At 54.5% G+C, this 26,635-nt stretch carries 28 protein-coding genes; 7 read left to right on the top strand and 21 right to left on the bottom strand.

Annotated features, from left to right (window positions below; genetic code table 11):
* From AACU55_RS02500 to fkpA, 9 genes are all read right to left on the bottom strand, one after another.
* Nucleotides 1–187: GTP-binding protein (locus tag AACU55_RS02500; RefSeq protein WP_238483025.1), on the bottom strand; the 187-nt coding region annotated here is incomplete at its 3' end.
* A 71-nt stretch (nt 188–258) separates the two neighbouring features.
* The gene (gene fusA / locus AACU55_RS02495; protein ID WP_013573669.1) at nt 259–2,373 is read right to left on the bottom strand and encodes an elongation factor G; all 2,115 of its coding nucleotides are present in this window, start codon (nt 2,371–2,373) and stop codon (nt 259–261) included.
* Nucleotides 2,374–2,469: 96 nt separating this feature from the next.
* Nucleotides 2,470–2,940, bottom strand: a complete 471-nt coding sequence (gene rpsG, locus AACU55_RS02490) for a 30S ribosomal protein S7 (RefSeq protein WP_005969574.1) — start codon at nt 2,938–2,940, stop codon at nt 2,470–2,472.
* Between the two features lie 96 nt (nt 2,941–3,036).
* On the bottom strand, nt 3,037–3,411 hold the full coding sequence (gene rpsL, locus AACU55_RS02485; RefSeq protein WP_013573668.1) for a 30S ribosomal protein S12: 375 nt from the start codon (nt 3,409–3,411) through the stop codon (nt 3,037–3,039).
* A gap of 143 nt (nt 3,412–3,554) precedes the next feature.
* Nucleotides 3,555–3,842 (bottom strand): sulfurtransferase complex subunit TusB, encoded by a 288-nt coding sequence (tusB, locus tag AACU55_RS02480; RefSeq protein ID WP_037033604.1) that lies wholly within the window; start codon nt 3,840–3,842, stop codon nt 3,555–3,557.
* A 13-nt stretch (nt 3,843–3,855) separates the two neighbouring features.
* Complete coding sequence (gene tusC, locus AACU55_RS02475; RefSeq protein WP_013573666.1) at nt 3,856–4,215, bottom strand: sulfurtransferase complex subunit TusC; 360 nt, start codon at nt 4,213–4,215, stop codon at nt 3,856–3,858.
* Nucleotides 4,216–4,237: 22 nt separating this feature from the next.
* The gene (tusD, locus tag AACU55_RS02470; protein WP_013573665.1) at nt 4,238–4,630 is read right to left on the bottom strand and encodes a sulfurtransferase complex subunit TusD; all 393 of its coding nucleotides are present in this window, start codon (nt 4,628–4,630) and stop codon (nt 4,238–4,240) included.
* On the bottom strand, nt 4,627–5,349 hold the full coding sequence (locus AACU55_RS02465) for a helix-turn-helix transcriptional regulator (protein WP_013573664.1): 723 nt from the start codon (nt 5,347–5,349) through the stop codon (nt 4,627–4,629). Before AACU55_RS02465 ends, tusD begins: the two co-directional genes overlap by 4 nt.
* A gap of 264 nt (nt 5,350–5,613) precedes the next feature.
* Complete coding sequence (fkpA, locus tag AACU55_RS02460; RefSeq protein WP_037033606.1) at nt 5,614–6,468, bottom strand: FKBP-type peptidyl-prolyl cis-trans isomerase; 855 nt, start codon at nt 6,466–6,468, stop codon at nt 5,614–5,616.
* 293 nt (nt 6,469–6,761) lie between these two features.
* Between fkpA and AACU55_RS02455 the strand changes: the two genes are divergently transcribed.
* The gene (locus AACU55_RS02455) at nt 6,762–6,980 is read left to right on the top strand and encodes a protein SlyX (protein WP_014411533.1); all 219 of its coding nucleotides are present in this window, start codon (nt 6,762–6,764) and stop codon (nt 6,978–6,980) included.
* Nucleotides 6,981–7,057: 77 nt separating this feature from the next.
* Here AACU55_RS02455 and slyD read toward each other — a convergent pair whose 3' ends face one another.
* From slyD to kefG, 4 genes are all read right to left on the bottom strand, one after another.
* Entirely contained in the window at nt 7,058–7,657 is a 600-nt protein-coding gene (gene slyD / locus AACU55_RS02450; protein WP_134706587.1) for a peptidylprolyl isomerase, read from the bottom strand.
* A 198-nt stretch (nt 7,658–7,855) separates the two neighbouring features.
* Nucleotides 7,856–8,059 (bottom strand): YheV family putative zinc ribbon protein, encoded by a 204-nt coding sequence (locus AACU55_RS02445; RefSeq protein ID WP_013573660.1) that lies wholly within the window; start codon nt 8,057–8,059, stop codon nt 7,856–7,858.
* Nucleotides 8,060–8,137: 78 nt separating this feature from the next.
* Nucleotides 8,138–9,946, bottom strand: coding sequence for a glutathione-regulated potassium-efflux system protein KefB (gene kefB, locus AACU55_RS02440; protein ID WP_013573659.1), 1,809 nt, complete (start codon nt 9,944–9,946; stop codon nt 8,138–8,140).
* On the bottom strand, nt 9,946–10,500 hold the full coding sequence (gene kefG, locus AACU55_RS02435) for a glutathione-regulated potassium-efflux system ancillary protein KefG (protein WP_014411531.1): 555 nt from the start codon (nt 10,498–10,500) through the stop codon (nt 9,946–9,948). The genes kefB and kefG overlap by 1 nt, the downstream gene beginning before the upstream one ends.
* A 129-nt stretch (nt 10,501–10,629) precedes the next feature.
* Here kefG and AACU55_RS02430 point away from each other — a divergent pair, with 129 nt between their 5' ends.
* Nucleotides 10,630–12,546 carry an ABC transporter ATP-binding protein gene (locus tag AACU55_RS02430; RefSeq protein WP_134706586.1) on the top strand — a complete coding sequence of 639 codons (1,917 nt, stop codon included), beginning with the start codon at nt 10,630–10,632 and terminating at the stop codon, nt 12,544–12,546.
* Nucleotides 12,547–12,606: 60 nt separating this feature from the next.
* Here the strand turns inward: AACU55_RS02430 and AACU55_RS02425 are convergent, their stop codons facing one another.
* Nucleotides 12,607–13,209, bottom strand: a complete 603-nt coding sequence (locus AACU55_RS02425; protein ID WP_013573656.1) for a LysE family translocator — start codon at nt 13,207–13,209, stop codon at nt 12,607–12,609.
* Nucleotides 13,210–13,309: 100 nt separating this feature from the next.
* On the opposite strand from AACU55_RS02425, the gene AACU55_RS02420 reads away from it, so the two are divergent.
* Together AACU55_RS02420 and AACU55_RS02415 are read left to right on the top strand one after the other, a co-directional pair.
* Nucleotides 13,310–14,305, top strand: a complete 996-nt coding sequence (locus AACU55_RS02420) for a hydrolase (protein ID WP_037033612.1) — start codon at nt 13,310–13,312, stop codon at nt 14,303–14,305.
* Nucleotides 14,302–14,547 carry a YheU family protein gene (locus AACU55_RS02415; protein ID WP_013573654.1) on the top strand — a complete coding sequence of 82 codons (246 nt, stop codon included), beginning with the start codon at nt 14,302–14,304 and terminating at the stop codon, nt 14,545–14,547. Before AACU55_RS02420 ends, AACU55_RS02415 begins: the two co-directional genes overlap by 4 nt.
* Nucleotides 14,548–14,578: 31 nt before the next feature.
* Here AACU55_RS02415 and AACU55_RS02410 read toward each other — a convergent pair whose 3' ends face one another.
* Genes AACU55_RS02410 through fdrA form a run of 4 tightly spaced genes read right to left on the bottom strand, consistent with a single transcriptional unit; the run spans nt 14,579 to nt 19,215 of the window.
* Entirely contained in the window at nt 14,579–15,478 is a 900-nt protein-coding gene (locus AACU55_RS02410; RefSeq protein ID WP_013573653.1) for a carbamate kinase, read from the bottom strand.
* A gap of 9 nt (nt 15,479–15,487) precedes the next feature.
* Complete coding sequence (locus AACU55_RS02405) at nt 15,488–16,249, bottom strand: DUF2877 domain-containing protein (protein WP_134706585.1); 762 nt, start codon at nt 16,247–16,249, stop codon at nt 15,488–15,490.
* A complete protein-coding gene (locus AACU55_RS02400; RefSeq protein WP_037033614.1) occupies nt 16,246–17,514 on the bottom strand; it encodes a YlbE family protein in 1,269 nt (422 codons plus the stop codon). Before AACU55_RS02400 ends, AACU55_RS02405 begins: the two co-directional genes overlap by 4 nt.
* A gap of 33 nt (nt 17,515–17,547) precedes the next feature.
* The gene (fdrA, locus tag AACU55_RS02395) at nt 17,548–19,215 is read right to left on the bottom strand and encodes an acyl-CoA synthetase FdrA (protein ID WP_134706584.1); all 1,668 of its coding nucleotides are present in this window, start codon (nt 19,213–19,215) and stop codon (nt 17,548–17,550) included.
* Between the two features lie 297 nt (nt 19,216–19,512).
* Here fdrA and allD point away from each other — a divergent pair, with 297 nt between their 5' ends.
* Genes allD through allE form a run of 3 tightly spaced genes read left to right on the top strand, consistent with a single transcriptional unit; the run spans nt 19,513 to nt 22,628 of the window.
* A complete protein-coding gene (gene allD, locus AACU55_RS02390; protein ID WP_013573649.1) occupies nt 19,513–20,562 on the top strand; it encodes an ureidoglycolate dehydrogenase in 1,050 nt (349 codons plus the stop codon).
* A gap of 25 nt (nt 20,563–20,587) precedes the next feature.
* Nucleotides 20,588–21,814 carry an allantoate deiminase gene (gene allC, locus AACU55_RS02385; protein WP_134706583.1) on the top strand — a complete coding sequence of 409 codons (1,227 nt, stop codon included), beginning with the start codon at nt 20,588–20,590 and terminating at the stop codon, nt 21,812–21,814.
* Between the two features lie 22 nt (nt 21,815–21,836).
* A complete protein-coding gene (gene allE / locus AACU55_RS02380; RefSeq protein WP_119261131.1) occupies nt 21,837–22,628 on the top strand; it encodes a (S)-ureidoglycine aminohydrolase in 792 nt (263 codons plus the stop codon).
* Between the two features lie 67 nt (nt 22,629–22,695).
* On the opposite strand, the gene AACU55_RS02375 is transcribed toward allE, so the two are convergent.
* The 3 genes from AACU55_RS02375 to allB all read right to left on the bottom strand — a co-directional run bounded on the left by AACU55_RS02375 (nt 22,696) and on the right by allB (nt 26,576).
* Entirely contained in the window at nt 22,696–23,841 is a 1,146-nt protein-coding gene (locus tag AACU55_RS02375) for a glycerate kinase (RefSeq protein ID WP_134706582.1), read from the bottom strand.
* Between the two features lie 24 nt (nt 23,842–23,865).
* Nucleotides 23,866–25,152, bottom strand: coding sequence for a uracil/xanthine transporter (locus AACU55_RS02370; protein ID WP_134706581.1), 1,287 nt, complete (start codon nt 25,150–25,152; stop codon nt 23,866–23,868).
* Nucleotides 25,153–25,214: 62 nt separating this feature from the next.
* On the bottom strand, nt 25,215–26,576 hold the full coding sequence (gene allB, locus AACU55_RS02365; RefSeq protein ID WP_014411522.1) for an allantoinase AllB: 1,362 nt from the start codon (nt 26,574–26,576) through the stop codon (nt 25,215–25,217).
* Nucleotides 26,577–26,635 lie beyond the last annotated feature (59 nt).

Below are 26,635 nucleotides of genomic sequence, written 5' to 3'. Positions count from 1 at the left end.
TGGTGATACCACGAGCTTTTTCTTCTGGTGCGTTATCGATCTGGTCGAATGCGCGTGCAGAACCGCCGTAGGTTTTAGCCAGAACGGTAGTGATTGCTGCAGTCAGGGTAGTTTTACCGTGGTCAACGTGGCCGATAGTACCAACGTTAACGTGCGGTTTGTTACGTTCAAATTTTTCTTTAGACACGGCTATATTCCTTACTCTTGTGCTCTCCCTTCAAAGAGAGAGCACGGGATCATTGTGTTTAAACCAGTGGCTTATTTGCCACGAGCTTCAATAACGGCCAGGGCCACGTTATTCGGCGCATCATCGTACTTCAGGAATTCCATGGAGTAAGATGCACGGCCTTTGGTCAGTGAACGCAGCTGAGTTGCATAACCGAACATTTCGGAAAGCGGAACTTCAGCATGAATCACAACGCCAGTAGCGTTAGATTCTTGGCCTTTCAGCATACCACGACGGCGGCTAAGGTCACCGATGACGTCACCAGTGTTCTCTTCCGGAGTCTCTACTTCAACCTTCATGATCGGCTCAAGCAGGACTGGTTTCGCTTTCTTAAAGCCATCTTTAAAGGCAATAGAAGCGGCCAGTTTAAACGCCAGCTCGGAGGAGTCAACGTCATGGTAAGAACCGAAGTGCAGACGCACGCCCAGATCGACTACCGGGTAACCGGCCAGTGGACCAGACTTCAGCTGTTCCTGGATGCCTTTGTCAATCGCGCCGATGAATTCACCAGGAATTACACCACCTTTGATTTCGTTGACAAACTCATACCCTTTCGGATTTGTGCCAGGTTCTAATGGGTACATGTCGATCACAACGTGACCATACTGACCGCGACCACCAGACTGCTTAGCGTGTTTACCTTCAACATCGGTAACTTTAGCGCGGATAGCTTCACGGTATGCAACCTGCGGCTTACCGACGTTAGCTTCAACGTTAAATTCACGACGCATACGGTCAACCAGGATATCCAGGTGAAGTTCACCCATACCTGCGATGATTGTCTGGCCAGACTCTTCATCAGTCCAAACGCGGAATGATGGGTCTTCTTTTGCCAGACGGCCCAGAGCCAGACCCATTTTTTCCTGGTCAGCTTTGGTTTTTGGTTCTACCGCAACGGAGATTACCGGCTCAGGGAATTCCATGCGTTCCAGGATAATCACGTTATCCGGATCACACAGGGTATCACCTGTAGTCACGTCTTTCAGACCGATCGCAGCAGCGATATCGCCCGCACGAACTTCTTTGATTTCTTCACGCTTGTTAGCGTGCATCTGAACGATACGACCCAGACGTTCACGCTGAGATTTCACTGGGTTAAATACAGTGTCACCTGAGTTGACGAGACCGGAATAAACACGGAAGAACGTCAAGTTACCCACGAATGGGTCAGTAGCGATTTTGAACGCCAGAGCAGAGAACGGCTCTGAATCGTCAGAATGGCGAACTGCCGGAGTGTCTTTACCGTCGTCCAACAGGCCGTTGATAGCTTCAACGTCAGTTGGTGCTGGCAGATACTCAACAACAGCATCCAGCATTGCCTGTACGCCTTTGTTTTTAAACGCAGAACCACAGGTAACCAGGATGATTTCGTTGTTCAGAACGCGCTTACGCAGAGAAGTTTTGATCTCTTCTTCAGTCAGCTCTTCGCCACCAAAGAATTTCTCCATCAGCTCATCAGAGCCTTCAGCAGCGGCTTCAACCAGTTTCTGACGCCATTCTTCAGCCAGTTCTTGCATGTTGGCAGGGATTTCTTCGTATTCGAAGGTAACGCCCTGATCAGCTTCGTTCCAGTTGATAGCTTTCATCTTCACCAGGTCAACAACACCGGTGAATTTCTCTTCCGCGCCGATTGCCAGTTGCAGTGGCACCGGAGTTGCGCCCAGACGTTTTTCAATCTGGTCAACAACTTTCAGGAAGTTAGCACCCATACGGTCCATTTTGTTAACGAACGCGATACGAGGAACTTTATATTTGTTTGCCTGACGCCATACGGTCTCAGACTGTGGCTGAACACCGCCAACAGCACAGTAAACCATTACCGCGCCATCAAGAACACGCATGGAACGTTCTACTTCGATGGTGAAGTCAACGTGCCCTGGGGTGTCAATGATGTTGATGTGGTGTGGTTCGAACTGCTTAGCCATACCAGACCAGAAACAGGTGGTGGCAGCGGACGTGATGGTAATACCACGTTCCTGTTCCTGCTCCATCCAGTCCATGGTGGCTGCGCCATCATGAACTTCACCGATTTTGTGGTTTACACCGGTGTAGAACAGAACACGTTCGGTAGTGGTTGTCTTACCGGCGTCGATGTGAGCACTGATACCAATGTTACGGTAGCGCTCAATGGGTGTTTTACGAGCCATTTGATTCCTCTATAACTAGGACGTTCAAGTTCAGTTAACCCAAGCGGGTTGGCTTCTTGAAGCGCCCGCTTGGTTAGCATAACTACTGCTAAGTGATTACCAGCGGTAGTGGGCGAACGCCTTGTTGGCTTCAGCCATACGGTGAACGTCTTCACGTTTCTTAACTGCAGTACCTTTGTTCTCTGCAGCATCAGAAAGTTCGTTCGCCAGGCGGAGAGCCATGGATTTATCACCGCGTTTACGAGCAGCTTCAACGATCCAACGCATTGCCAGAGCATTACGACGAACCGGACGGACTTCAACTGGAACCTGATAAGTAGAACCACCTACGCGGCGGGACTTAACTTCGACAGTCGGACGAACGTTGTCCAGTGCGACTTCGAAAGCTTCCAGGTGGCCTTTACCGCTACGTTGAGCCAGGGTCTCAAGAGCAGTGTAGACGATTGCTTCTGCAGTAGATTTTTTACCATCTACCATCAGAATGTTGACGAATTTTGCCAGCAGTTCGGATCCGAACTTAGGATCTGGCAGGATTTTACGTTGACCAATGACGCGACGACGTGGCATGGAAATACTCCGTTGTTAATTCAGGATTGTCCAAAACTCTAAGAGTTTATTTTGACAGTAAAGTGAAAATGTTTGGCCTTACTTAACGGAGAACCATTAAGACTTCGGCTTTTTAACGCCGTATTTAGAACGAGATTGCTTACGATCCTTAACGCCTGAACAGTCCAGTGCGCCACGGACGGTGTGATAACGCACACCTGGCAAGTCTTTTACACGACCGCCACGGATCAGGATCACGGAGTGTTCCTGCAGGTTGTGACCTTCACCGCCGATGTAGGAGGTAACTTCAAAACCGTTAGTCAAACGCACACGGCAGACTTTACGCAGTGCGGAGTTTGGTTTTTTAGGAGTGGTGGTATATACACGAGTACATACGCCACGTTTCTGCGGGCAAGCTTCCAGCGCTGGAACGTTGCTTTTAGCAACCTTCGTAGAGCGTGGTTTGCGTACCAGCTGATTAATTGTTGCCATTAAAAAGCTCCTGGATTTTGGTTCATAAACTACTTTGTAAACGCGTGATAAATCTCCCCATAAAAAGCATTAGCTAATATGGGGACGCAGAATTTTAGGGCTGACCTAAGAGGGTGTCAAGAAATATACAGCACATCGTTGTTTCACCATGCTGTTTGCTGGGCATGTTTCTCAGTCAGCGCGACGAAACCAGTATAGTCGATCAATGTGATTCTGTGTGAAATTTGACCAACCAGACCACGAGCCGCCAAATCTTCACTTAAAACATAAATGGACTGCACATGCTGACTCATCAGGTTGCATGCCTCACTGCCATCAAGTGCAGCCAGCACGCCATCCTGCATCAGCAGAAGCGCATCGTCCTGGGCGATCATGTGAATAAGCAATGAAAAATCACAATGTTGCGGGGAATTGGCAAGAGTAAAAAGCATGGAGTTTCCTGATTTAAAACGTCATTACCACATCATATTCGGCCAGCCGCTGGCGAATTTCAGTCACGGGCAACGGCTCAACATCCAGAACCCATTCATGGCCAGCCGACAGGCCCCGTGTCTTTAATGACTCTTCACAAACGAAACACTGATCGACATCGTAAAGAGATAACACACCGAACGTGGCAATATAATTACGCGCCAAAATTTTTTCCGGCTGCTGCGCTGGCATTAACTGGAAAACACCATCAGCAATGAAAAATACACCAATATCTTCGGTCAGCGCTGACGTTGCCAGCAACGCATCCAGCCCTTCCCGTCCTGCAGACGTTCCGTGCGGACCCTGGGTGAATACAAACGCGATCTTCTTCATTATTGCTCCCTGCATTCACACATCAGAACTGCACCAAACGATCGCAGGTCAACGAAGCTTCAGCCAGACTGCCCAGTCCGGTCAGGGTAAAACCCGGCTGCAAGTTAGTCTGCCCGTGCCCCTGATTATGGGCTTCTGTTTCATCTATCACACCGCGACGTAATGCGGCAGCGACGCACACATTGAGTGCCACCTGGTAATCTGCCGCCATGCGCTGCCAGGATCGGACTAAATCGAATTCATCGGATGCCGGCGCGGAAAGCAAATTACCATTGAGCACACCTTCACGATAAAAAAACACGCTGTCGAGATGATGACCGCTGGCGATCAGCGCCAGTGCAAACTGATACGCGGCACTGGCTTGCTGAGTGCCGTATGCAGGGCCGGTGACCAGCAGGCAGTAACGCAGTTTCAACGTTCGTTCCCCACCAGATCACCGCTTTTAAACTGGCGGATATACAGGTAGACCGTGTGCTTAGAAATGTTGAGGCGATCCGCAACCTGATTAATCGCGTCTTTGATATCAAAAATACCCTTTTCATAAAGATTCAGAACCACCTGACGGTTCTTCGCATTGTTAGATACGTTGCGGTCAGCGTTGACTTCTTCAATGGTGAATTCCAGCGTCTGAGCCACCAGATCGTCTACGGATGACGCGAAGTTAACGGACGATGCCACTTCCTGCGTCTCAGGCGGCATAAAGGTCTGAATGATTTGCGAGAAAGGTACGTCAAGATTCATGTTGATGCACAGCAAGCCAATCACGCGTTGCTCACGGTTGCGAATAGCGATGGTGACTGACTTCATCAACACACCACTTTTCGCGCGGGTGAAATAAGCTTTGGACACATTACTGTCCGCACCGGTCATGTCATGCAACATGCGCAGCGCTAAATCCGTAATTGGCGAGCCGATTTTACGACCAGTATGCTCACCATTAGCAATACGGACCGCTGAACATTTCAGGTCTTCCAGTGAATGCAGAACAATTTCGCAATGCTCACCGATCAGCATCGCAAGCCCGTCCACCACGGCCTCGTATGAAGACAAAATCTCATGATCGACCTGGCTGAACGGACGTTGGTCCAGCAAATCCAGTTCACCGGTTTCGCCAGTTATAAGCGAATTAGACATCGAAGCTACCACCCTCTCTATCGCGCCTTCCAACGGGAGTCAGGACGCATTATTCATCATTCCACGGTCGTTACTGTATCAAAGACACAGAAAAAACGGCCTTACGATTATATGGATCTGTGACGTTATGCCGGGGAAACAAAAGCGTCAAGTTATCATCATAGAGTAACCTCAATAAAATGAAGGACGGGCGGCAAGAAAAGTGAGAGGCGAAAAAAAACCGCCGCATTTAGCGACGGTTTTCTGCAACAGCTCAGCAGCAACTTAGTTTGCTTTTGGTGCTGCTTCAGCAGGTTTTTCAGCTGCTTTCGGGTCAGCCTTAGGTGCCGCTTTCACATCCAGCAGTTCAACATCGAACACCAGAGTGGAGTTAGCCGGGATCCCCGGAACGCCAGTTTTACCGTAAGCCAGTGCCGGTGGGATGACCAGCTTGATTTTGCCGCCTTTCTTGATGTGTTTCAGGCCTTCAGTCCAGCCAGGAATTACACCGTCAAGACGGAAGGACAGCGGCTCACCGCGGGTATAAGAATTATCAAACTCTGTACCGTCGGTCAGGGTACCTTTGTAGTTAACGACAACGGTATCGCTGTCTTTAGGCGCTGCGCCAGCACCTGGTTTTTCAACCTGATACAACAGACCTGACTCAGTTTTCTTCACGCCTTTTTCTTTGGCGAAATCAGCACGGAATTTGTCGCCTTTGTCAGCGTTAGCTTTCGCGTCCTGCTCCATCTTAGCCTGTGCTGATGCTTTCACACGGCCTTCGAAGGTTTGCAGAGTCTGCTCGATTTCCTGATCAGACAGTTTGCTTTTGTTCGCGAACGCGTCCTGAACACCGGCGATCAACTGGTCTTTATCCAGTTTGATGCCCAGCTTTTCTTGCTCTTTCAGGGAGTTGTCCATGTAGCGACCCAGCGATGCACCCAGAGCATACGCAGCCTGCTCATCATCACTTTTGAATTTGGCCGTATCTGTTGCTGCCGGAGCAGTTGCAGCAGGGGCAGCGGCTGGCGCAGTTGCAGCAGCGGCCGGTGCTGTGGCTTCAGCAGCCATAACCTGAGTGGCATTCAGGGCGATAGCCATGGTGGTTGCCAGCAGAGTTACTTTAAACAGTGATTTCATCCATTTCTCCAGGACCAGAAATCTGTGACCTCTGGTAATAATTACGAAAGTTCGGCGGTTACTATAACTGTCCGTCTCACGACAAAACAATCTCTATACACGCCATTAGCGTCTTATTCCGACCTTTTTTACATCAATAAGTTTCGTCACACGATCGGGATATACGGATAAAGCGTCAGGGAGGTCAGGTAATCCTGCGGCTTTACGGGTAGAATCGCCGGTCTACAATACAGGATGAGGTTCAGGTCAGTGCACAACATGATCAACACGAGCCATACAGTGAGGTAATGATGATGAACTCAAATACCATTGAACAACGTCTGGAGATGCTGGAAAACAAACTGGCTTTTCAGGAAATTACCATTGAAGAGCTGAACATGATTGTCACACAGCATCAGTTGGAAATGAGCAGACTGCACGATCACCTGCGCCTGCTGACAGACAAACTGCGTGCCAGCCAGCCATCAATGATTGCCGATCAGTCGGAAGAAACGCCGCCACCGCATTATTGATACGGATTGCGACGCAACAAAAAGGCGCCCTTGCGGCGCCTTTCGTTTATATCACTGTTATATCACTGTGCGGGCGATTAATGACAACCGCAGCCGCCGTTACCGCCGCAACCGCCTTTTTTGCCGTGATCATGACCGTGGTCGTGATCATGGTCGTGGCCGTGACCACCGCAGCAACCGTCACCGTGTTCATGGTCGTGATCATGGCCGTGTTCGCCGTGAACGTGGCCATGAGCCAGTTCTTCTTCGGTCGCTTCACGGATTGCCACCACTTCAACGTGGAAGTTCAGGTTCTGGCCAGCCAGCATGTGGTTGCCATCAACCACAACGTGGTCGCCATCAACTTCAGTGATTTCGACAGGAACCGGGCCCTGATCGGTATCAGCCAGGAAACGCATACCGACTTCCAGCTCATCAACACCCATGAACACGTCTTTAGGCACGCGCTGAACCAGGTTGTCGTCGTAGTTGCCGTAAGCATCGTTCGCGCCAACATGCACGTCAAATACGTCACCAATTGCATGACCATCAAGTGCAGTTTCCAGACCGGAGATCAGGGAACCATGGCCGTGCAGGTAATCCAACGGTGCGCTCACCGGAGATTCATCAACCAACACACCGTCTTCTGTACGTACCTGATATGCCACGCTGACGACCAGGTCTTTTGCTACTTTCATGATAACTCCTACCGTTGGAAACTCAATTTGTTGTCTGCGGGCGTTGCATAACGCACGCAACTTCGCTTAAGGCTAATTCAGTGACGGCCACTTTTCGATGAGATCATCCTGAAAAGCGCGATCGGATAAATTTGGCGAAGAGTGTAGCGGAAATCCGCGTCTCTGTACTACCAGCATAAAAAAACACGAGCCATAACGCTACTTCGGATCGAAAATACCAATCACCTGCTCTTCCGGGCGAAGCTTCTTGCTGACCTGCGCGTCAGTCTGACGCTGATGGTGTCCGCACTTTACACACTCCACCACTTCAACCTGATCTTCCTGCCATAAAGCCAGTGTATCCATCGCCTTACATTTCGGACACACCGCACCAGCGATGAACCGTTTACGGGTTGTAGCCATGTTACTTCTCCTGAAATTTCCGATATTGCGTCCGGTCAGTTTTCGATCAACCACCGAAATTATTTTTCTGCTACCGGGCTATTCGTCATCGTCCCAGCCATCAAGCTGGCGACGTTCGTTATGCATTTCACTCTGAAAGATGTCTTCCAGCTCTCGCCGGGCCTCTTTCACGCGGGAAATCTGCGCAACGTCGCCGCGGTTTTGCGGCACCAGTTCACGCAACATCCGCATGTCGAGCCGGCGAAAATGTTGCTGCGCGCGATACGCACTGTGCGGATGCATGCCCAGCGTCACGAGTGCTTTCTTCCCAAGCTCCAGCGCACTAGAAAACGTCTCGCGGGAAAAATTCACTACGCCGGCCTGCAAAAGCTCATGCGCTTCCACACGGCCACGGGCACGCGCCAGAATATTCAGATGGGGAAAATGCTGCTGGCATAAATGCACGATAGCCATCGTATCTTCCGGCTCATTGGAGGTAATAACGATCGACTTTGCCTTTTCCGCGCCGGACGCCCTGAGTAACTCCAGTTCGGTTGCATCGCCGTAATAGACTTTGTAGCCGTAAGTTCGCATCAGCCCGACGGCGCTGATATCACGCTCCAGCACCGTAATGCGCATTTTATTCGCCATCAGCAAACGTCCGATCACCTGCCCGAAACGCCCGAACCCGACAATAATCACCTGCGGTTCGTCATCCTGAACAAAATGCTTTTCGTCGCTTTCTTCGCCGTCGTTGTAGCGTCGCACCAGAATCCGGTCAACCCACTGCATCAGCAGCGGCGTGGTCATCATTGATAACGTCACCACCACCAGCAACAGCGAAAGCTGCGACGAAGAAATCACTTTCTGCGCGCCCGCCGCCGAGAACAGCACGAAAGCAAATTCACCGCCCTGGCTGAGCACGGCGGAAAATTGCAGCCGGACCGAGGTGCGCAAACCAAATACACGGGACAGCCCGTACAACAAGGCACCTTTTACAGTCACCAGAACAATCACGCCCGCCAGCACCAGCAAAATATGGGTATAAAGCACACCCAGATTCAGCGCCATGCCGACAGAAATAAAGAACAGCCCGAGCAGTAAACCCTTAAATGGCTCGATAGCGATTTCCAGTTCGTGCTGATATTCACTTTCAGCCAGTAAAATCCCGGCGATGAACGTCCCGAGCGCCATCGAAAAGCCCAGCGTATCCATAAACAGCGCCGAGCCGAGCACCACCAGCAACGCGGCGGCGGTAAACACTTCACGCACGCCGGAGGCCACAATCAGCCGGAAAATCGGCCGCAGCAGATAGCGTCCGCCAATCAACATCCCGCCAAAGGCCAGCACTTTCAGGCCGATCATTTCCCAGTTATTGCTGCCTTCGGAGCCCCCCGCCAGAATCGGGATCAGGGCCAGTGCCGGGATCACCGCGATATCCTGGAACAGCAGCACGGCAAAACCCAACTGGCCGCCTTCGTTACGCGTCATGCCTTTATCGCGCATCAGTTGCAGTGCCATCGCCGTGGATGACATCGCCAGCCCGATACCGCCAATCACCGCCGCCTGCCAGGAAAACTTCGTGAGATACAACAAACCGCCAAGCACCAGCGCGGTCAGGATCACCTGCCCGGCACCCACGCCAAAGATTTGCCGCCGCAGCGCCCACAACTTACCGGGATTCAGTTCCAGCCCGATGATAAACATCAGGAAAACCACGCCCAGTTCGGAGAAGTGCAGGATCTCATCCACGTCACGGATAAAACCTAAGCCCCACGGACCGATGGCAATGCCCGCCAGCAAATAGCCGAGCACCGCGCCGATACCTAAACGTTGCGCCAGAGGCACGGCGACCACCGCAGCGAATAAAAACAGCAGGATTGCCGTAGGAATACTTGAAACGTCCATCAGACGATCCCCCCATGCGGCAACGGGGATTGCAGCCATTCGCCGTACGCTTCGGCATGGCTCTGCAACACATCAGGTTTCTGACGTCGTGCCCAGTAAATAACGATTGGCGTCATCCAGTGCATATGACACATCGCCGACGTCAGCTCGAACGGACGCATAATATCGGACATCGGATAACGGTTATAACCGCCCGCACGGTATGCGCCTTCCGGCTCGCCGGTGGTAACGACCGAACGCCAGTATTTGCCGTTTAGCGCATTCCCGCCAGCACCGCTGGCAAACCCCCGGGCCAGCACGCGATCCATCCATTCCTTCAATAGCGCCGGGCAACTGTAGGTATAAAGAGGATGCTGAAAGACAATCACTTTGTGTTCACGCAGCAGTTGTTGTTCGCGGTGGATATCAATAAAAAAATCAGGATAGTGGGCGTACAAATCATGCACGGTGACATGCTCAAGTTGCTGTGCCTGCTGTAACAAAACGCGGTTGGCGACTGAATCGGGTGATTCCGGGTGGGCGTACAGCAGCAAAACCTTTGGTGGCTGCGACATCAATACCTCCAAAGCGTCGTCAGGGTGCGGTTTTTCCGTTACCATGCTTCGCAAAGACAAAATGGGACGCGATACGTCTTGTTTAAATCATTATCATGACAATTTAACATACTCTCAACACGGCGCTTTATGATTGTTTTCTCCTCCTTACAAATCCGACGCGGCACTAACGTGCTGCTGGACAACGCGTCTGCGACCATCAATCCCGGCCAGAAAGTCGGGCTGGTGGGCAAAAATGGCTGCGGTAAATCCACCCTGATTTCGCTGCTTAAAGGTGAAATGAGCGCCGATGCAGGCAACCTGACGTTTCCGTCCAACTGGGCGCTGGCCTGGGTCAATCAGGAAACACCCGCTCTGGACCAGCCTGCGATAGAGTATGTTATCGACGGTGACCGCGAATTTCGCCAACTGGAAGCGCAATTGCAGCACGCTAACGAGCGTGATGACGGCCACGCCATCGCCACGCTGCACGGTAAACTCGACGCCATCAACGCCTGGACCATTCCGGCGCGCGCGGCGAGCCTGCTCAGCGGGTTGGGCTTTACTCAGAATCAGTTGCAGCAGCCAGTCAAATCGTTCTCCGGCGGCTGGCGCATGCGTCTCAACCTTGCGCAGGCGCTGATTTGCCGTTCTGATTTACTGCTGCTCGATGAACCGACTAACCACCTGGATCTCGACGCCGTCATCTGGCTGGAGAAATGGCTGAAAAGCTACACCGGCACGCTGGTGCTGATTTCCCATGACCGGGACTTTCTCGATCCGATCATCGATAAAATACTGCATATCGAACAGCAGACGCTGAACGAATACACCGGTAACTACTCGTCTTTCGAACGCCAGCGTGCGACCAAACTGTCGCAACAGCAGGCATTGTTTGAAAGTCAGCAGGAGAAAGTGGCGCATCTGCAAAGTTATATTGACCGTTTCCGTGCGCAGGCGACCAAAGCCAAGCAGGCGCAAAGCCGTATTAAAATGCTGGAACGCATGGAGCTGATAGCCCCGGCGCACGTCGACAATCCTTTTCATTTTAGCTTCCGCTCGCCGGAAAGTTTGCCCGATCCGCTGTTGCGGATGGAAAAAGTCAGCGCCGGTTATGGCGACACCACGATTCTGGAGTCGATCAAACTGAATCTGGTGCCGGGTTCACGTATCGGCTTACTCGGCCGTAACGGGGCCGGGAAGTCCACGCTGATCAAACTGCTGGCTGGCACCATGCCGCCGCTTCACGGTGACATTGGTCTGGCGAAAGGCGTCAAACTCGGTTACTTCGCGCAGCATCAGCTGGAGTTCCTGCGCGCAGAAGATTCGCCGCTGCAACATCTGGTACGCCTGGCGAACAAAGAAACCGAACAGCAGTTGCGCGATTATCTCGGCGGATTTGGTTTCCACGGCGATAAAGTGACGGATCCTACCGGGCGATTCTCCGGCGGTGAAAAAGCGCGTCTGGTGCTGGCACTGATTGTCTGGCAGCGCCCTAACCTGCTGTTGCTCGATGAACCGACCAACCACCTGGATCTCGATATGCGTCAGGCGCTGACCGAAGCGCTGATCGACTTCGAGGGCGCGATGGTTGTCGTGTCGCATGACCGCCACTTACTGCGCTCCACCACTGACGATTTGTATCTGGTACACGGCGGCAAAGTGGAACAGTTCGACGGCGATCTGGAAGATTATCAGCAATGGCTGGTGGACGTTCAGCGTCAGGAAAGCCAGCAGGACGCACCGGCCAAAGACGGCGGCGTTAACAGCGCGCAGTCGCGTAAAGACCAGAAACGTCGCGAAGCCGATTTCCGCAATCAGACCCAACCGCTGCGTAAGCAAATCACCAAACTTGAAGCGCAGATGGAAAAATTAAGTACAGAACTGGCGACCATTGAAGAGCGTCTGACTGATTCCGCGATTTACGACAACAGCCGTAAAGCCGATCTCACCGAATGTCTGCAACAGCAGACCAAAGTGAAAGGCGCGCTGGAAGAGACCGAAATGACCTGGCTCGATGCACAGGAACAACTGGAAGACATGTCGAAAGCCTTTGATCTCGACTAGAAGATCGTTCGGTAAGAAATGAGAAAGGCGCCACGACGGCGCCTTTCTTTTGTCTGCAAATCAGTGCCAGATCAGCAATACGCAGGCGGCGGTCAGAATCCCCATCGCGATATTAAAGGTATACCACGCACGCCTGCTGCGCAGCAGGCGGCCAATTACGGTACCGAAGCCAAGCCAGATGATCCCGGACACCAGATTGACCAGGAACATCCCGAGGCTGATACCGGCAATAGAGTGGTTATAGGCGGCACCGGCCAGACTGAAGCTCGCGACCGCGCCCAGCCCCATCAGCCACGCTTTCGGGTTGAGGAATTGCAGCAACCAGCCCTGATACAAGCGGATCGGCCTGGGTGGCGGGGCGCCGGTTTCCAGTTTTTCATAGGCAGATGTCGCAATCTTCCACGCCAGCCACAGCAGATACAGGCTACCGGCGATTTTGAGGAACAGATGTAACGCAGGATAAATCGTGATGAGCCCGCCGACCCCAAACGCCACCAGCAGCAAAATACTTTGCATGCCAAGCATAATGCCGACCATCAGCCAGAGTGAGCGGAAGAACCCGAAGTTAGCGCCAGACGTGGTTAACAACATATTGTTCGGGCCAGGGGTGATAGCGGCGACCCATAAAAATCCGAGCATCGAGAAAAATAAACCAGGTTCCATTTAATTTGGGTTCTCCGACCCGAAAGATGTGCGATAGCATTGAAGCTAACAGCGTGATATTGATCGCACAAGAGTCTCTTAAGAGAAATTTATTCATCTTATGTTTGAATCCTTTCGCCCCCTGCGCGGGGCCAGTAATCCTCACATCCAGACGCTGTTACCGCGGCTCGTTCGGCGGCACGCAAAACTCAAACCTCACTGGCAAAGGCTGGATACGCCGGACGGTGATTTTCTGGATTTAGCCTGGACTGAAGACCCGGAACAGGCGCGACATAAACCACGCATGATCCTGTTTCACGGACTGGAAGGCAGTTTCTTCAGCCCTTACGCCCACGGTCTATTGCAGGCCTGGAAAGACAAAGGCTGGCTCGGCGTCGTGATGCATTTTCGCGGATGCAGCGGTGAACCCAATAAACTGCTACGTATTTACCATTCCGGCGAAACCGAAGACGCCCGTTTTTTCATTCGCTGGCTCAATGAAACTTATGGCGAAGTCCCGACCGGCGCGGTGGGCGTGTCGCTCGGCGGCAATATGCTGGCCTGCTATCTCGGGCAGGAAGGGGAAACGTGTACGCTGAGCGCCGCCGTGGTGGTCTCCGCGCCGCTGATGCTGGAACCTTGCGCTTACCGGCTGGAACAAGGTTCATCACGGATTTATCAGCGCTATCTGCTCGATCAGCTCAAAGGCAATGCCTCGCGCAAACTGGCGAAATATCCGGGCACATTGCCCGTCACGCTGGAGCAGCTAAAAGCCATGCGTTACCTTCGTGAATTCGATGACGCCATCACCTCAAAAGCGCACGGATTTACCGACGCGCTGGATTATTACCGCCGGTGCAGCGGCCTGCCGTTACTGGCGCAGATCAGAACGCCGTTGCTGATTATCCACGCCAAAGACGACCCGTTTATGACGCCGGAGGTCATCCCGAAAGCAGAAAATTTACCGGATTGCGTGGAATATCAGTTAACAGAACATGGCGGACATGTCGGGTTTGTTTCCGGCAGCTTACGTCATCCGCAGATGTGGCTGGAACAGCGCATTCCGGCCTGGATCGCCCCGTATTTAGAAAATAAGACTAAGGAAACAACAGAGTGATTATTCCCTGGCAGGAACTGGACGCTGAACTGCTCACCAGCGTGGTGGAATCCTTCGTATTGCGCGAAGGCACCGATTACGGCGAGCAGGAACGATCGCTGGAACAAAAAGTCGATGACGTGAAACGTCAGCTGAAAAGCGGCGAGGTTGTGCTGGTCTGGTCAGAACTGCATGAAACGCTGAACATTATGCCGCGTGGTCAGTTCCGCGCCGGGCAGGAAGAAACCCCGCAGGACTGGTAACTCACGGCTCCGTCGATGCGGAGCCGTTTTCTTACGCCGTTGCCGAAATACAGGTTCCGGCGTCTCCCGCCAGCACCGCCTCGATCTGATCCAGCGCGCCGATATAGGCCGGATAGCCGCTGTAATTCACAAACGCGCTGACCGCCGCAACTTTGGGGCCCATCGAACCGTCGTTTTGCGCAAAAGGCGCGAGCTGCGCGGGCGTCGCACGACGGATCGCCCGTTGCTGCGGCGTGCCCCAGTGTTCATACACCGCATCGGCATCGGTCAGGATCACCAGCTTTTGCGCCTTCAGTTGACGCGCCAGCAGCGCTGCCGACAAATCCTTGTCGATTACCGCCTGCGCGCCGTTGCCGTCTTCAAACACCGGAATGCCGCCACCGCCATTACAAATCACCACGTGCCCGCGCGCCAGCAATTGCTGAATAGCGTCGATATCCACAATCCGCTTAGGCACGGGTGACGCCACCACGCGGCGCAAATAAGCCCCGTCGGCTTTCATTTTCCAGCCATGCAGGTTTTCCAGTTCCTGCTGAGATCCCGGCGGGTACACCGGCCCGATAAATTTTTCGGGAGAGGCAAACGCCGGATCGCGGCTGTCGACTTCAATGCGCGTCAGCACGGTGGACACCTCTGGCATGCCCGTCTGCTGCCCGAGCATTTGCGCCAGCATAAACCCGATCATGCCCTGTGTTTCTGCGACCAGAATATCCAGCGGATAGGCGGGCACCTCCGTATACGCCTGATTTTGTAATGACAACAATCCGACCTGGGGGCCGTTGCCGTGAACAATCGCCAGACGGTAGCGCGTCGCCAGACGCGCCAGCGCACCGGCCACCGTCGCAATATTGCGATACTGATTTTCAGCCGACAGGCATTCGCCACGTTGTAAAAGCGCATTACCGCCCAGTGCGACCACTAAAGTTTCCATGTTTCCTCCTTAAAGAAAGTGTTCCCTGAAAAGCGTCAATGCCAGCCAGACGCCAAGCAGCGTATCGGCACCCGACGTGTGCCCCAGCGCCAGAACCTGCTCTGCGCGCCGGGCACGAATCAGATGCAGCAATGGGGTGGAAAATTGTCTTCTCACCGCATGATGCAGATAGGCGCAACTGACCGATGACGTGAGCGTGCGCAGGTCCGGTGTATGATCAAAAAAGTCACCGACCGGCAACCCGCGCGCCGCACACACCAGCAACATGCCGGTCAGCGTGTCGTCGTGGCTCGGTGTCAGCCCCGCGCCTTTACCCACTACGTTCTGCCAGTCAACGCGATGCCCCTGCAACTGCCGCAATAACTGATGCTGAATATGCGCCAGTTCTCCGCCGGGCGGTTCACGGACAACCTGACGAAGCTCACCGAACAGCCCCGTAAGCTGCGGGCATCCGGTCAGAACACCGTGCACATAGTCGTAAAGCTGCCGCGAGCCTTGTGTTACGTGCAAATCCAGCCTGCGCGCGGGCGGGTTTTCAGCACCCGCCCGCATCACATCGCCCAACGTCAGACGACTGAGTAGCCCTTCAAAATCCCGCGCCCGCAACAGCCATCCCATCGGGCTCAACCCTTTGCCGTATCGATGCAGTGTCAGCCATTCGCCCCGCTCATTGCTCAGGTTGATGGCGCGGGAAAACAAACCAACAACCTGCCAGTCACCGGGACATACCGGTGCGTGAGCGCTGACCGCCAGCGGTGCGGGAATATTCATACCTGAGGATGCACCCCGAGGTGTTCCGCCAGAGCCTCCAGCGCCTGTTCGAAGCAGGCCAGCGGCGCACGTACCGTGCCGGCACCAATCTGACCAATCCCCGGTTCGCGGTGAGCAATGCCGGTGTTAATCAGCGGCGTGATGCCGGTTTCCACCACACGCCGCACATCCAGTCCAAGGCAGGCGCCCTGAAAATCCCAGCCGGGAATTTGCAGCATCATGTTGCGTTCGAGGAAGATTTCCGCCATCTCTTCAGACACGGTGATGGCGGCATCCATCCCGCCCGCGCCGACAAAACGGGTCACACCCGGCGCGGCAATCATCGCTGCGCCGCCGACGCCAAAGGTTTCCGTGATGGCGCTGTCACCCATATCCGGGTTGGCATCCTCCTGGCTGTAGCCGCTGAAGAACAATCCCTGCGGCATATTCACCGGTGCGGTAAACCAACGATCGCCGAGGCCGCTGACGCGGATACCAAACTCTTTGCCGTTGCGGGTCATGGCGGTGACGATACTGCCTTTGCCGATGGCCGCACCGGCATCCATCGCCGCTTTGCAGTAAGCCATCGCCAGATTGAGGAAGAACTGATCGGTCGTACTCAGAAAATGCAAAACGTCAGTCAGCGTGGTTTTATCCAGATTGCCTGCCGCCAGTTGCGGTGCCAGCGTACGCATCAGTAACGCCGAAGTGGCGATATTGCGCTGATGGAATTCATCGCCCATCGTAATGCCCTGCGCCATCATCGCCGTTAAATCGATACCGCGCTCGAGACGATGCAACGCGCCACTCAGTGCCGGTGCCAGCACGTCGCGCATCCAGCGCAAACGCATCTGAACATCCGGGCCATAGGCACCGAAACGCATCACCTTGCCGATACCTTCGTTCATGTTGCAGAAAGCACGGTTGCCGTCAGTGAGATTGCCGATCACCAGCACCGGCATGTTCGCCGACGTGATACCGCCCATCGGCCCGACCGCACTGACGTGATGACAAGGCACAAACCGGATTTCGCCACTATTCAGCAATTGCAACGCACGTTGTTCATCCTGCGCCCAGCCTTCAAACAGACAGGCGCCGATGCAGGCACCGCGCACCGGGCCGGTCATGTCTTCCCAGCAGACAGGCGGGCCTGCATGCAGCAGGGTTTTTCCCTGATTCAGCACCGGGATCACCTGACGGGCGGGCTGAACATCAAGCCAGTGCGGGCGCGCCTGACGAATGCGTTCGATAACGGCGGTATTGGCCTGTTCGAGGGTATTTTTCATAAGATGTCTCGTTATCCGAAGAGGGGAAGCGGCTCAGCCCAGTTGTTTTAACAAGCTGGCCAGCCGGAGATTGCCACCCGCAACGGGCGACCATGGGTAGTGCACGACCGGCACCGAAGCCGATTGCAAATCCAGCGCAAAACTGCGCAGTCCGGCGTTGATCACCGCGACCTGCGACAACAGCGGGCAAGTTGATGCCGCAGGTGTCACGGCAGTTTGGGTACATAAGGTGTGTGCCAGCAGCGTGGCTTCCGGCAGGGTTTGCACCACTAAAATGCCCGCCTCGCGCAATAGGGCGATTTGCTGCGAACGGCACTGCGGATCCTGCTCACTGCCCGTCACCATGGCGATCACCACCAGCGGCGCATGTCGGGCGCGCTGCGTCATCAGTTGCCTGACAGCCGTTGCCACCGAACCGGCCGGATCGCGCTGCGCGCCATAACCAATGACCACATCCAGCAGCAGCACGCCGGTTTCAGATTTACCGGCCAGCCCGAGAATCAGCTGTTCCCGCGAGGTCGGGTCAATCATCGGATGCGGTTTGCCAACGGTGTAGAAATCGTCGCCCAAATCAATGATGCGGTGTCCGTTGTGGTCAAGCATGGTGCCGTGCTCATGGACATGATCGGCTTCCACGTCCAGCAGACCGGCCAGCACCATTGCGGCCTCGGCGGCCAGCGTGCCACCGGTAAACAATCCGGCGATTTTTTTACCCGTGACATCAGGTTGTGATGCGGCAACCTGAACCACCCGCGCCAGCAGGCAGGCGATGCGTGCCGCTTCATCGAGGGTCGATGCCAGCCAGACATTGCCGTCACGCGCCTGGCTGACCGGCGCACCGAGAAACAGCGCCACCACTGGCTTACGAATAGCTTTCATCGCCGCCATCACTTTCAGGCGAACGGCGTCTGCCGGGGGTTTGGAGACAAAGGCCAGCACCTGACTTTGCGGATCCTCCGCCAGCATCTTCAGCGACGTCAGCGCACTGATGCCGCCGACCTGCGCGGAAAGATCGCGTCCTCCGAGGCCGATAGCCTGCGAAATGCCCTGTCCGTTCAGCGCAATTTGCGACGTCAGTTCCTGAATGCCGGTACCGGATGCGCCGACCACGCCAATCACGCCTTGCGGCAACACATTGGCAAACGCCAGCGGTGCACCGGCAATAATGGCGGTGCCGCAATCCGGCCCCATCACCAGCAACCCTTTCTCACAGGCTTTTTGTTTAAGCGCGATTTCGTCTTCCAGCGTGACGTTATCAGAGAAAATCATCACGTTGCGGCCACTGTCGAGCGCCTGATGCGCCAGCCCGGCGGCATACTCGCCCGCAATGGAAATCAGCATCAGATTAGCGTCAGGAAGGCGTTGTTCCGCGCTGGAAAAACGGCGCGCTACCGGCAGAGATCGCCCGCCGCGTTGCCCGGCTGACATGGCTTTTAAGGCGTCTTCAAGCTGTGCGGTAATCGCAGCAATAATGCCTGCTTCGCGACTTTCGCTACGCACCGCCACGCAGATATCATTCGGCGTCGCCTGTTCAAAACAGGCATGCCAGAAACCGGTGGCTTCTAATAACGCTTTATTGGCGGGTGTCCCCATCATCACCGATACATCGTCAACGTCCGGTGATTCACTGAGCTGGCGGGAAATAATCATCAGGCTGACGGAATCCTGAAAACTTCCTTTTTTAATACAGGCGTGGATCATCTGCTTCCCTTATATTTTCAGACGGTGAGACGCAGGCTACGCAGAAATAAAACCTCGCAAGGTGAACTGGCTCACACTTGATTTATTGTCAGGTTTAATTAAATAACCACGCTGATTTACATGTGAAGAAATTAAATAATGAATAACGATTAAATAAAAAATTAATAAGAAAAAATGCGCATTAGCAAATTGATTTTCGCTATCCCTGATTAGTTATTCAGATCACATTCTCACGCGGGATATCCCGTATTTTCTTCGCTATTCAACGCCTCATTCGCTGCAAATAAGGAACGCCAGATGAAGGTCAGTCGCGAAGAATTACACCAGCTTATTGCCCGCAAACTCACCACCGCCGGTTTAACGCCGGAACATGCCGCCGTGGTGGCCGACGTGCTCTCTTATGCTGATGCCAGAGGCATCCATTCTCACGGCGCGGTGCGGGTTGAATATTATGCCGAACGTATTGCCAGAGGCGGCACCAACACCTCTCCGGCGTTGCAGTGGGAAGAAACCGGGCCGTGCAGCGGCATTCTGCATGCCGATAACGGACCTGGCCATGTCGCAGCAAACCTGGCGATGGAACATGCCATCGACATGGCAAAAACTAAAGGTGTCGCCGTGGTGGGAATCCGACAGATGGGGCATTGCGGCGCGCTGTCTTATTTCGTTCACCGCGCGGCCAAAGCCGGTCTGATCGCGGTTTCCGTTTGCCAGTCTGACCCGATGGTGGTGCCGTTTGGCTCCGCCGACATCTATTACGGCACCAACCCGATTGCCTTTGCCGCACCCGGCGAAGGGGAGCAAATCATCACCTTTGACATGGCGACCACCGTGCAGGCGTGGGGGAAAATCCTTGATGCCCGGGCGCGCAATGAAAAAATCCCTGACACCTGGGCGGTAGATGGCGCAGGCAATCCCACCACCGATCCTTATGCCGTCGAAGCGCTTCTGCCGATGTCCGGCCCGAAAGGCTACGGCCTGATGATGATGGTCGATGTGTTGTCCGGTATTTTACTCGGTCTGCCGTTCGGGCGCTCCGTCAGCTCGATGTATGAAGACCTCACCGCCGGTCGTGACCTCGGCCAGTTGCACATTGTGATTAATCCGGCGTTCTTTACCTCTTCTCAGATATTCAGAAAAAATATCAGCCAGATGCTGGCCGAATTAGTGGCACTTCGTCCGGCGCCGGGTTTTGAAAAAGTGCTGTATCCGGGCCAGAACCTGGATATTTATGAAGAGCATACGAAAGCCAATGGAATAGAACTGATAGATGACATTTATCGTTATTTAATTTCCGATGAGCTTTATACCCACACTTATCAAACACAATCTCCTTTCGCACATTAATTATTTATTTAAAGGTGAATATGCTATGTCGCCCTTTTATCAGCACGTAGAAAGTCAGCTCGACTGGTTATCGGTATTTGGCGCAGATCCGGCTGGCGGTATTTCCCGCCTGCTTTATTCCCCCGAATGGCTGGAAACGCAAAATCAGTTAAAACAGCGGATGGCGCAGAATGGGTTCGCCACCCGTTTCGACGCCGTCGGCAATTTATATGGCCGCATCGAAGGCAGTGACCGCAAAGACGAGGTCATTCTCTCCGGCTCGCATATCGATACGGTGGTCAGCGGCGGCCATCTCGACGGACAGTTCGGTGTGCTCGCCGCCTTTATCGCCATGCGCTATCTGAAAGACACCTTTGGCACGCCGCGCCGCACGCTGGAAGTGGTGTCACTGGCCGAAGAAGAAGGCAGCCGTTTTCCCTATGTTTTCTGGGGCAGTAAAAACATTGTCGGACAGGCCGATCCTGCCGATGTGCGCAACATCACCGATGCGCAGGGCGTGAAATTTACCGATGCGATGCAGCAATGTGGTTTCACGCTGCCCGGTTCTCCGTTGCCCGCCCGCCGCGATATCAAAGCCTTTGTCGAACTGCATATCGAGCAGGGCAGCGTGCTCGAACGCAATCAGCAGCAACTCGGCGTGGTGCATGCGATTGTCGGTCAGCGCCGCTATACCGTGACCCTGACCGGCACCGCCAATCACGCGGGCACTACGCCGATGAGTTACCGCAAAGATACCCTTCAGGCATTCAGTCAGATTTGCGTGACGGCCACCGAAAGCGCCGAATCGCACGGCGACCCGCTGGTGCTGACCTTCGGCAAAGTGGTGCCGGTGCCGGGTACCGTTAATGTCGTGCCGGGTAAAACCGTGTTCAGCATTGATTGCCGTCACACCGATCAGCAGGCGCTGCTGGCGTTTACCACAGAACTGGAAGCCACCATGCGGCGGATTTGCCAGGAACGCGGCATCGGCATCGACATTGATTTATGGATGGATGAAGCGCCGGTGCCCATGGACAAACAACTGGTGGTGCAACTCGACGCCCTGTGCCGTGAACAAAACAGCCGTTACCGCGTGATGCACAGCGGCGCCGGGCACGACGCGCAGATTTTCGCCGCCTGCGTACCGACCTGCCTGCTGTTCGTTCCCAGCATTGCGGGTATCAGCCACAACCCGGCAGAAAACACCGCTGTTGCCGATCTGGCCGCGGGCGTGGAAATGCTGGCGAAAATGCTGCATCAACTGGCTTATTAATCTGTCTTAAAGGGAGTTTACAATGGGTTATATCAACCAAAACACAGGCTATATCAATGATTTACTTTCTAACCGTTCCATCATCAAACGCGGGAATTATGCGCTGATTGAACCCGACGGTCTGGTCAAAAATACCCTGCCCGGTTTTGAGCGCTGTGAAATCACCATTCTGGCGACGCCGAAACTGGGCGCGACCTTTGTGGATTATCTGGTCAACATGCTGGAAGGGGGGAAAAACCTGGCGGGCTTCGGCGGCGACGCGCATATCGAAACCTTCGTCTACGTGATCGACGGTAACATCACTGCGAATGCCGAAGGTCAGGATTACCGGCTGGAAAGCGGCGGATATCTTTACTGCCCGCCGGGCGTGAGCATGACGCTGGTGAATGCCAACGGCGGCCAGAACAGCCGCTTATTCCTCTATAAAAAACGCTATACGCCGGTCAGTGGTTTCCAGCCGCATGTGGTGAGCAACAACGTGCATCAGCTGGAAAAAATCCACTACGAAGGCATGTCGGATGTGATTGTGCAGGATTTACTCCCTGCGGATCTGGGGTTCGATATGAACATTCATATTCTGACGTTTGCGCCAGGTGCCTGCCACGGCTATGTGGAGACGCACGTGCAGGAGCATGGTGCGCTGATCCTCAGCGGTGAAGGCATGTATAACCTGGATAACCACTGGATCCCGGTGAAGAAAAACGACTATATCTTTATGGGGGCGTACTGTCCGCAGGCCTGTTATGCCGTGGGGCGCGATGAGCCGCTGAGCTATATCTATTCGAAAGACTGTAACCGCGACGTCGAACTTTAACGGTTCGTGAATGTAATAAGAAAACCGCCATCGCTGGCGGTTTTTGTGTTTTGAGAAACCGATAACGTCAGGAAGAGGCCTTCATGCCCAGCCGGTAAACTCGGGCAAGATTTTGCGCAGCGTAACGCAGGTTTTCCTCCCCCTGCTCCAGCACCGTTTCCAGTGGCGCGAGGCGTGGGAGAATACTGAATACCGCTTCCAGCCCGTGCTGATGCACGACTTCCACTCCTTCGCCCAGAATGCCCGCCAGCCCGATCACCGGCACATGGTAGCGTTGTGCCAGCCGCGCCACACCGACCGGTGCTTTGCCGTTAATGGTCTGCTGATCCAGCCGCCCTTCGCCGGTGATCACCAGCGTAGCACCTTGCATCGCCTCATCCAGCCCGATGGCATCCATAATAATGTCGATACCGGAACGCATGTTGCCACGCAGGAACAACCGAGCCGCCACACCCATTCCGCCCGCCGCGCCGCCGCCTGGCCACTCAAGCACGTTAACGCCGAGATGGCGGAAAATAACCGCCGCCAGATGGGCCAGCGCCGCGTCCAGAACCTGAACATCTTGTGCCGACGCGCCTTTTTGCGGGCCGAATACTGCCGCCGCACCGCACGGGCCGGTCAGCGGATTTTCCACATCGCACGCCACTTCAATCCGGCACTGCGCTAAACGCGGATCCAGTGCGCTCAGATCAATAGCCGCCAGTTGCGCCAGCGCGGCGCCGCCCCACGGCAGATCAATGCCCTGCGCATCGGTAAAACGGCCGCCGAGCGCCTGTACCATGCCAATGCCGCCATCAACGGTCGCGCTGCCACCAATGCCTAAAATGATATGGCGGATACCGCCGTCCAGTGCATGACGGATTAACTCACCGGTGCCGAAACTGGTGGCCGCGAGCGGGTCACGCTGTCCGGCGGGCACCAGCATCAGACCGCTGGCGGCGGCCATTTCAATCACCGCACAATCACCTTTGCCGTTCACGCCGTAAAAACCACGCACGCGATGTCCCTGCGGGTCTGTCACCTCAATATCAATGCGATGCCCGCCGGTCGCGGCAATCAGCGCATCCACCGTGCCTTCGCCGCCGTCAGCAACCGGCAGACGGACAGCCTCGAGTTCCGGGAACACAGCGCGAAACCCGTCTTCAATCGCCATCGCCGCACATTCCGCACTTAAACTTTCCTTGAATGAATCGGGCGCAATAATAATTTTCATCTTCAATCCTTCGGTAATGGGGACTCAGTGAACCCGGTCCCAGGGCAATAAATTTTCCAGCGCAATCGCCAGCATCACGCCGGTCAGCAAACCATTACTCAGCAGCGGACGCAGCCACAGCGGCACCTGCTGCACATATCCGGCAGGCAGCCCCATCAGGAAAATCCCGGCAAACAGCGGGATCGCCAGACGGTAAACATTGCGGCTGCTGAGCCTGATGTGGGGCAGAAATGACAGCGACGAACTGAGCAGAGGCAGATAAGACACCAGCAACACGGCGCTGCTGATGCTCAACGGGATGCGGGCGAAAAACGCCGTCAGCGGCGTAAACAGACCAATGGCAACCACCACCAGCGCGCCGAGAATAAACGGTGCTTTGCGGTTGTCATTGGTTTGCGTCAGCAGGCCAATCGATGAGACAAACGGCGAAAAAGGCACGATGCCCAGAACAGCCGATCCCAGGGTAAACAGGCCGGAAACCACAAAACTGCGGCGATATTGCGGGGTCTGCTGCGGGTAAAAAATCTGGGTGCCGCGCAGCGCGCCAAAAGTATTCGAAATATTCAGCATCCCGGTCATCGTGGCGGTCAGGATAATACCACCGCGTAATTCCTGCGGCGCGCCCAGCGGAAACCACTGCCAGTCTGTGCCGGTGCCCGGGCTGACGGCCTGCGGGAAAATGATCCGATATGCCGCCCAACCGAGCAACGTACCAGCCAGCAGGCCATATTTATTCCACGGTGACGGCAGCCAGACCACAATACCGACCACCAGCGCCGCCACGGCGAGCGCCAGCAGGAACGCCGGAAAATCAATAGCCACCGGCCCCTGCGGCACGCCAAAAGGGAGCCCCAGCATGCCTTTAATAAACAGCGACAGCAGTTGGGCACCGAGTAAAAACATAAACACCATCATCACCGCCGGACGAAACAACACGGCGATACGATGACCAAGCCCGCTCAGGCCAATCAGCACGGTGATCACACCGGAAAGTGCGATACCCACAGCCAGACTGCCGCCGATCACCGGCAGCGGCGTCCCTTGCGCGGCTTCCGCCAGCGTCACGGTGAGGATCACGCCCCACCACAATCCGGTCGGCCCTTCCATAATGGCGCGGCCGTGGCCGAGCGCCGCCTGCGCCACGCACGCCAGCCCGGTGGCGATAAAAGAGTATTGCATCAGGCACAGCGTGGCCGCATCGGAAAGCTGAAACGCAGACTGTAACGTCGGCGGGATAACCACCGTGTTGCAGAAAATGAAGAAGAACCACTGGATACCCGGCAGGATTTGCGCTCTGGGAAATAACATCATGACAATCTGGCTGACCTCAAAAAGAAAAAGCCCGCCGTTTACACAGCGGGCAGATGCAGAGATTACTGCTGGTGTTTCAGTACGAATTTACCGATGCACTTATCCTGGAAACCATCTTTGATGTCATAGATGGTTTCGCCGCGCAGAATAGTTTTCACGACCTGCGCATTGATGGTGCGGCCAACATACGGACTGACTTTATGGCGATATTCCAGATCTGACGCTTTCAGCACATAGCTGCTGTTCGGTTTGATGAACACGAAATCGGCATCTTTGCCGATGGAGATACGGCCTTTATGCTTCAGCCCGAAGATATCCGCCGCGTTGGAAGACATCAGCTTTGAGAACATCGGCAACGACATACCGCGTTTCTGCACGGCTTCGTCGAACATCACATCGACGCAGTTTTGCAGTCCGGCGATACCGCCCCACGCCTGCATGACGTTGCCGGCTTTCATATCCGGCGGGCACGGCGAATGGTCGGAGACCAGACAGTCAAAGTCACCTTTCAGCAGGTGTTCCCACATGCCGTCCTGATTTTTCTTGTCGCGGATAGGTGGCGAACATTTTGCCAGCGTGCCGATCTCTTCAAACTGTGCGGTATCCAGTACGAAGTAATGCGGGCAAGATTCACAGGTCACACGCTGGCCTTCGTGACGTGCGCGCAGCACTTCCGCCAGACCTTCCGGGCTGGAGATATGGCAGACGTGCAAACGGCAGTCCGCTACTTTCGCCAGATACAACACGCGGCGAATGGCTTCCACTTCAGTGAAGACCGGGCGTGAGGCAACATAATCATGTGCCGTCACCCGTCCGGCGTCTTTGGCTTCGCGGCCCAGTTCGTCGCAGATCAGCGCGTTTTCCGCATGAACCGCCACTAACTGATCGCGTTTTGCCAGAATTTGCAGGCCTTTGAAATATTCCCAGTCATTCACGTCACGGAAATCGTTACTGACGCTGCGGTCGCCGCAGGTAGCGACGAAACATTTGTAGGCCACCACGCCTTCTTCATCCAGCTCATGCAAACGGTCAAGGTTGTAAGACACCAGCCCGCCAAACTGCGCGGCATCGATGGTCAGCTTGCCTTCGGCAGCATCGAATTTCATGTGCAGGGACGCGCGATCCACCGTGGCCGGTAACTGGTTAAGCGGCATTTCGATCATGGTGGTGATCCCGCCTTTGGCCGCCGCACGGGTACCGGTGGCGTAGCCTTCCCAGTGGCTGCGACCCGGTTCGGAGATGTGCGTATGGGCATCCACCATTCCCGGCGCAACGATCAACCCTTCCGCGCTGAGTATTTTTTCTGCGCCAGTCAGGTCATCGCCGATGGCGACAATTTTGCCATTCTTCACCGCGATATCCGTAATAACGGCTTCACTTTCCAGAACAACAGTGCCTTTTTTAATGATCAGATCATATGACATGGTTATATTTCCTTATGAAAGTACAGAGATAAGATTTTATTATTGGATTTATTATTCGT

The organism is Rahnella sp. CJA17(1/100) (assembly GCF_963881615.1).
GTDB lineage: Bacteria > Pseudomonadota > Gammaproteobacteria > Enterobacterales > Enterobacteriaceae > Rahnella > Rahnella aceris.
The sequence above is the reverse complement of the archived record's forward strand: the minus strand, read 5'-3'. Positions and strand labels throughout refer to the sequence as shown.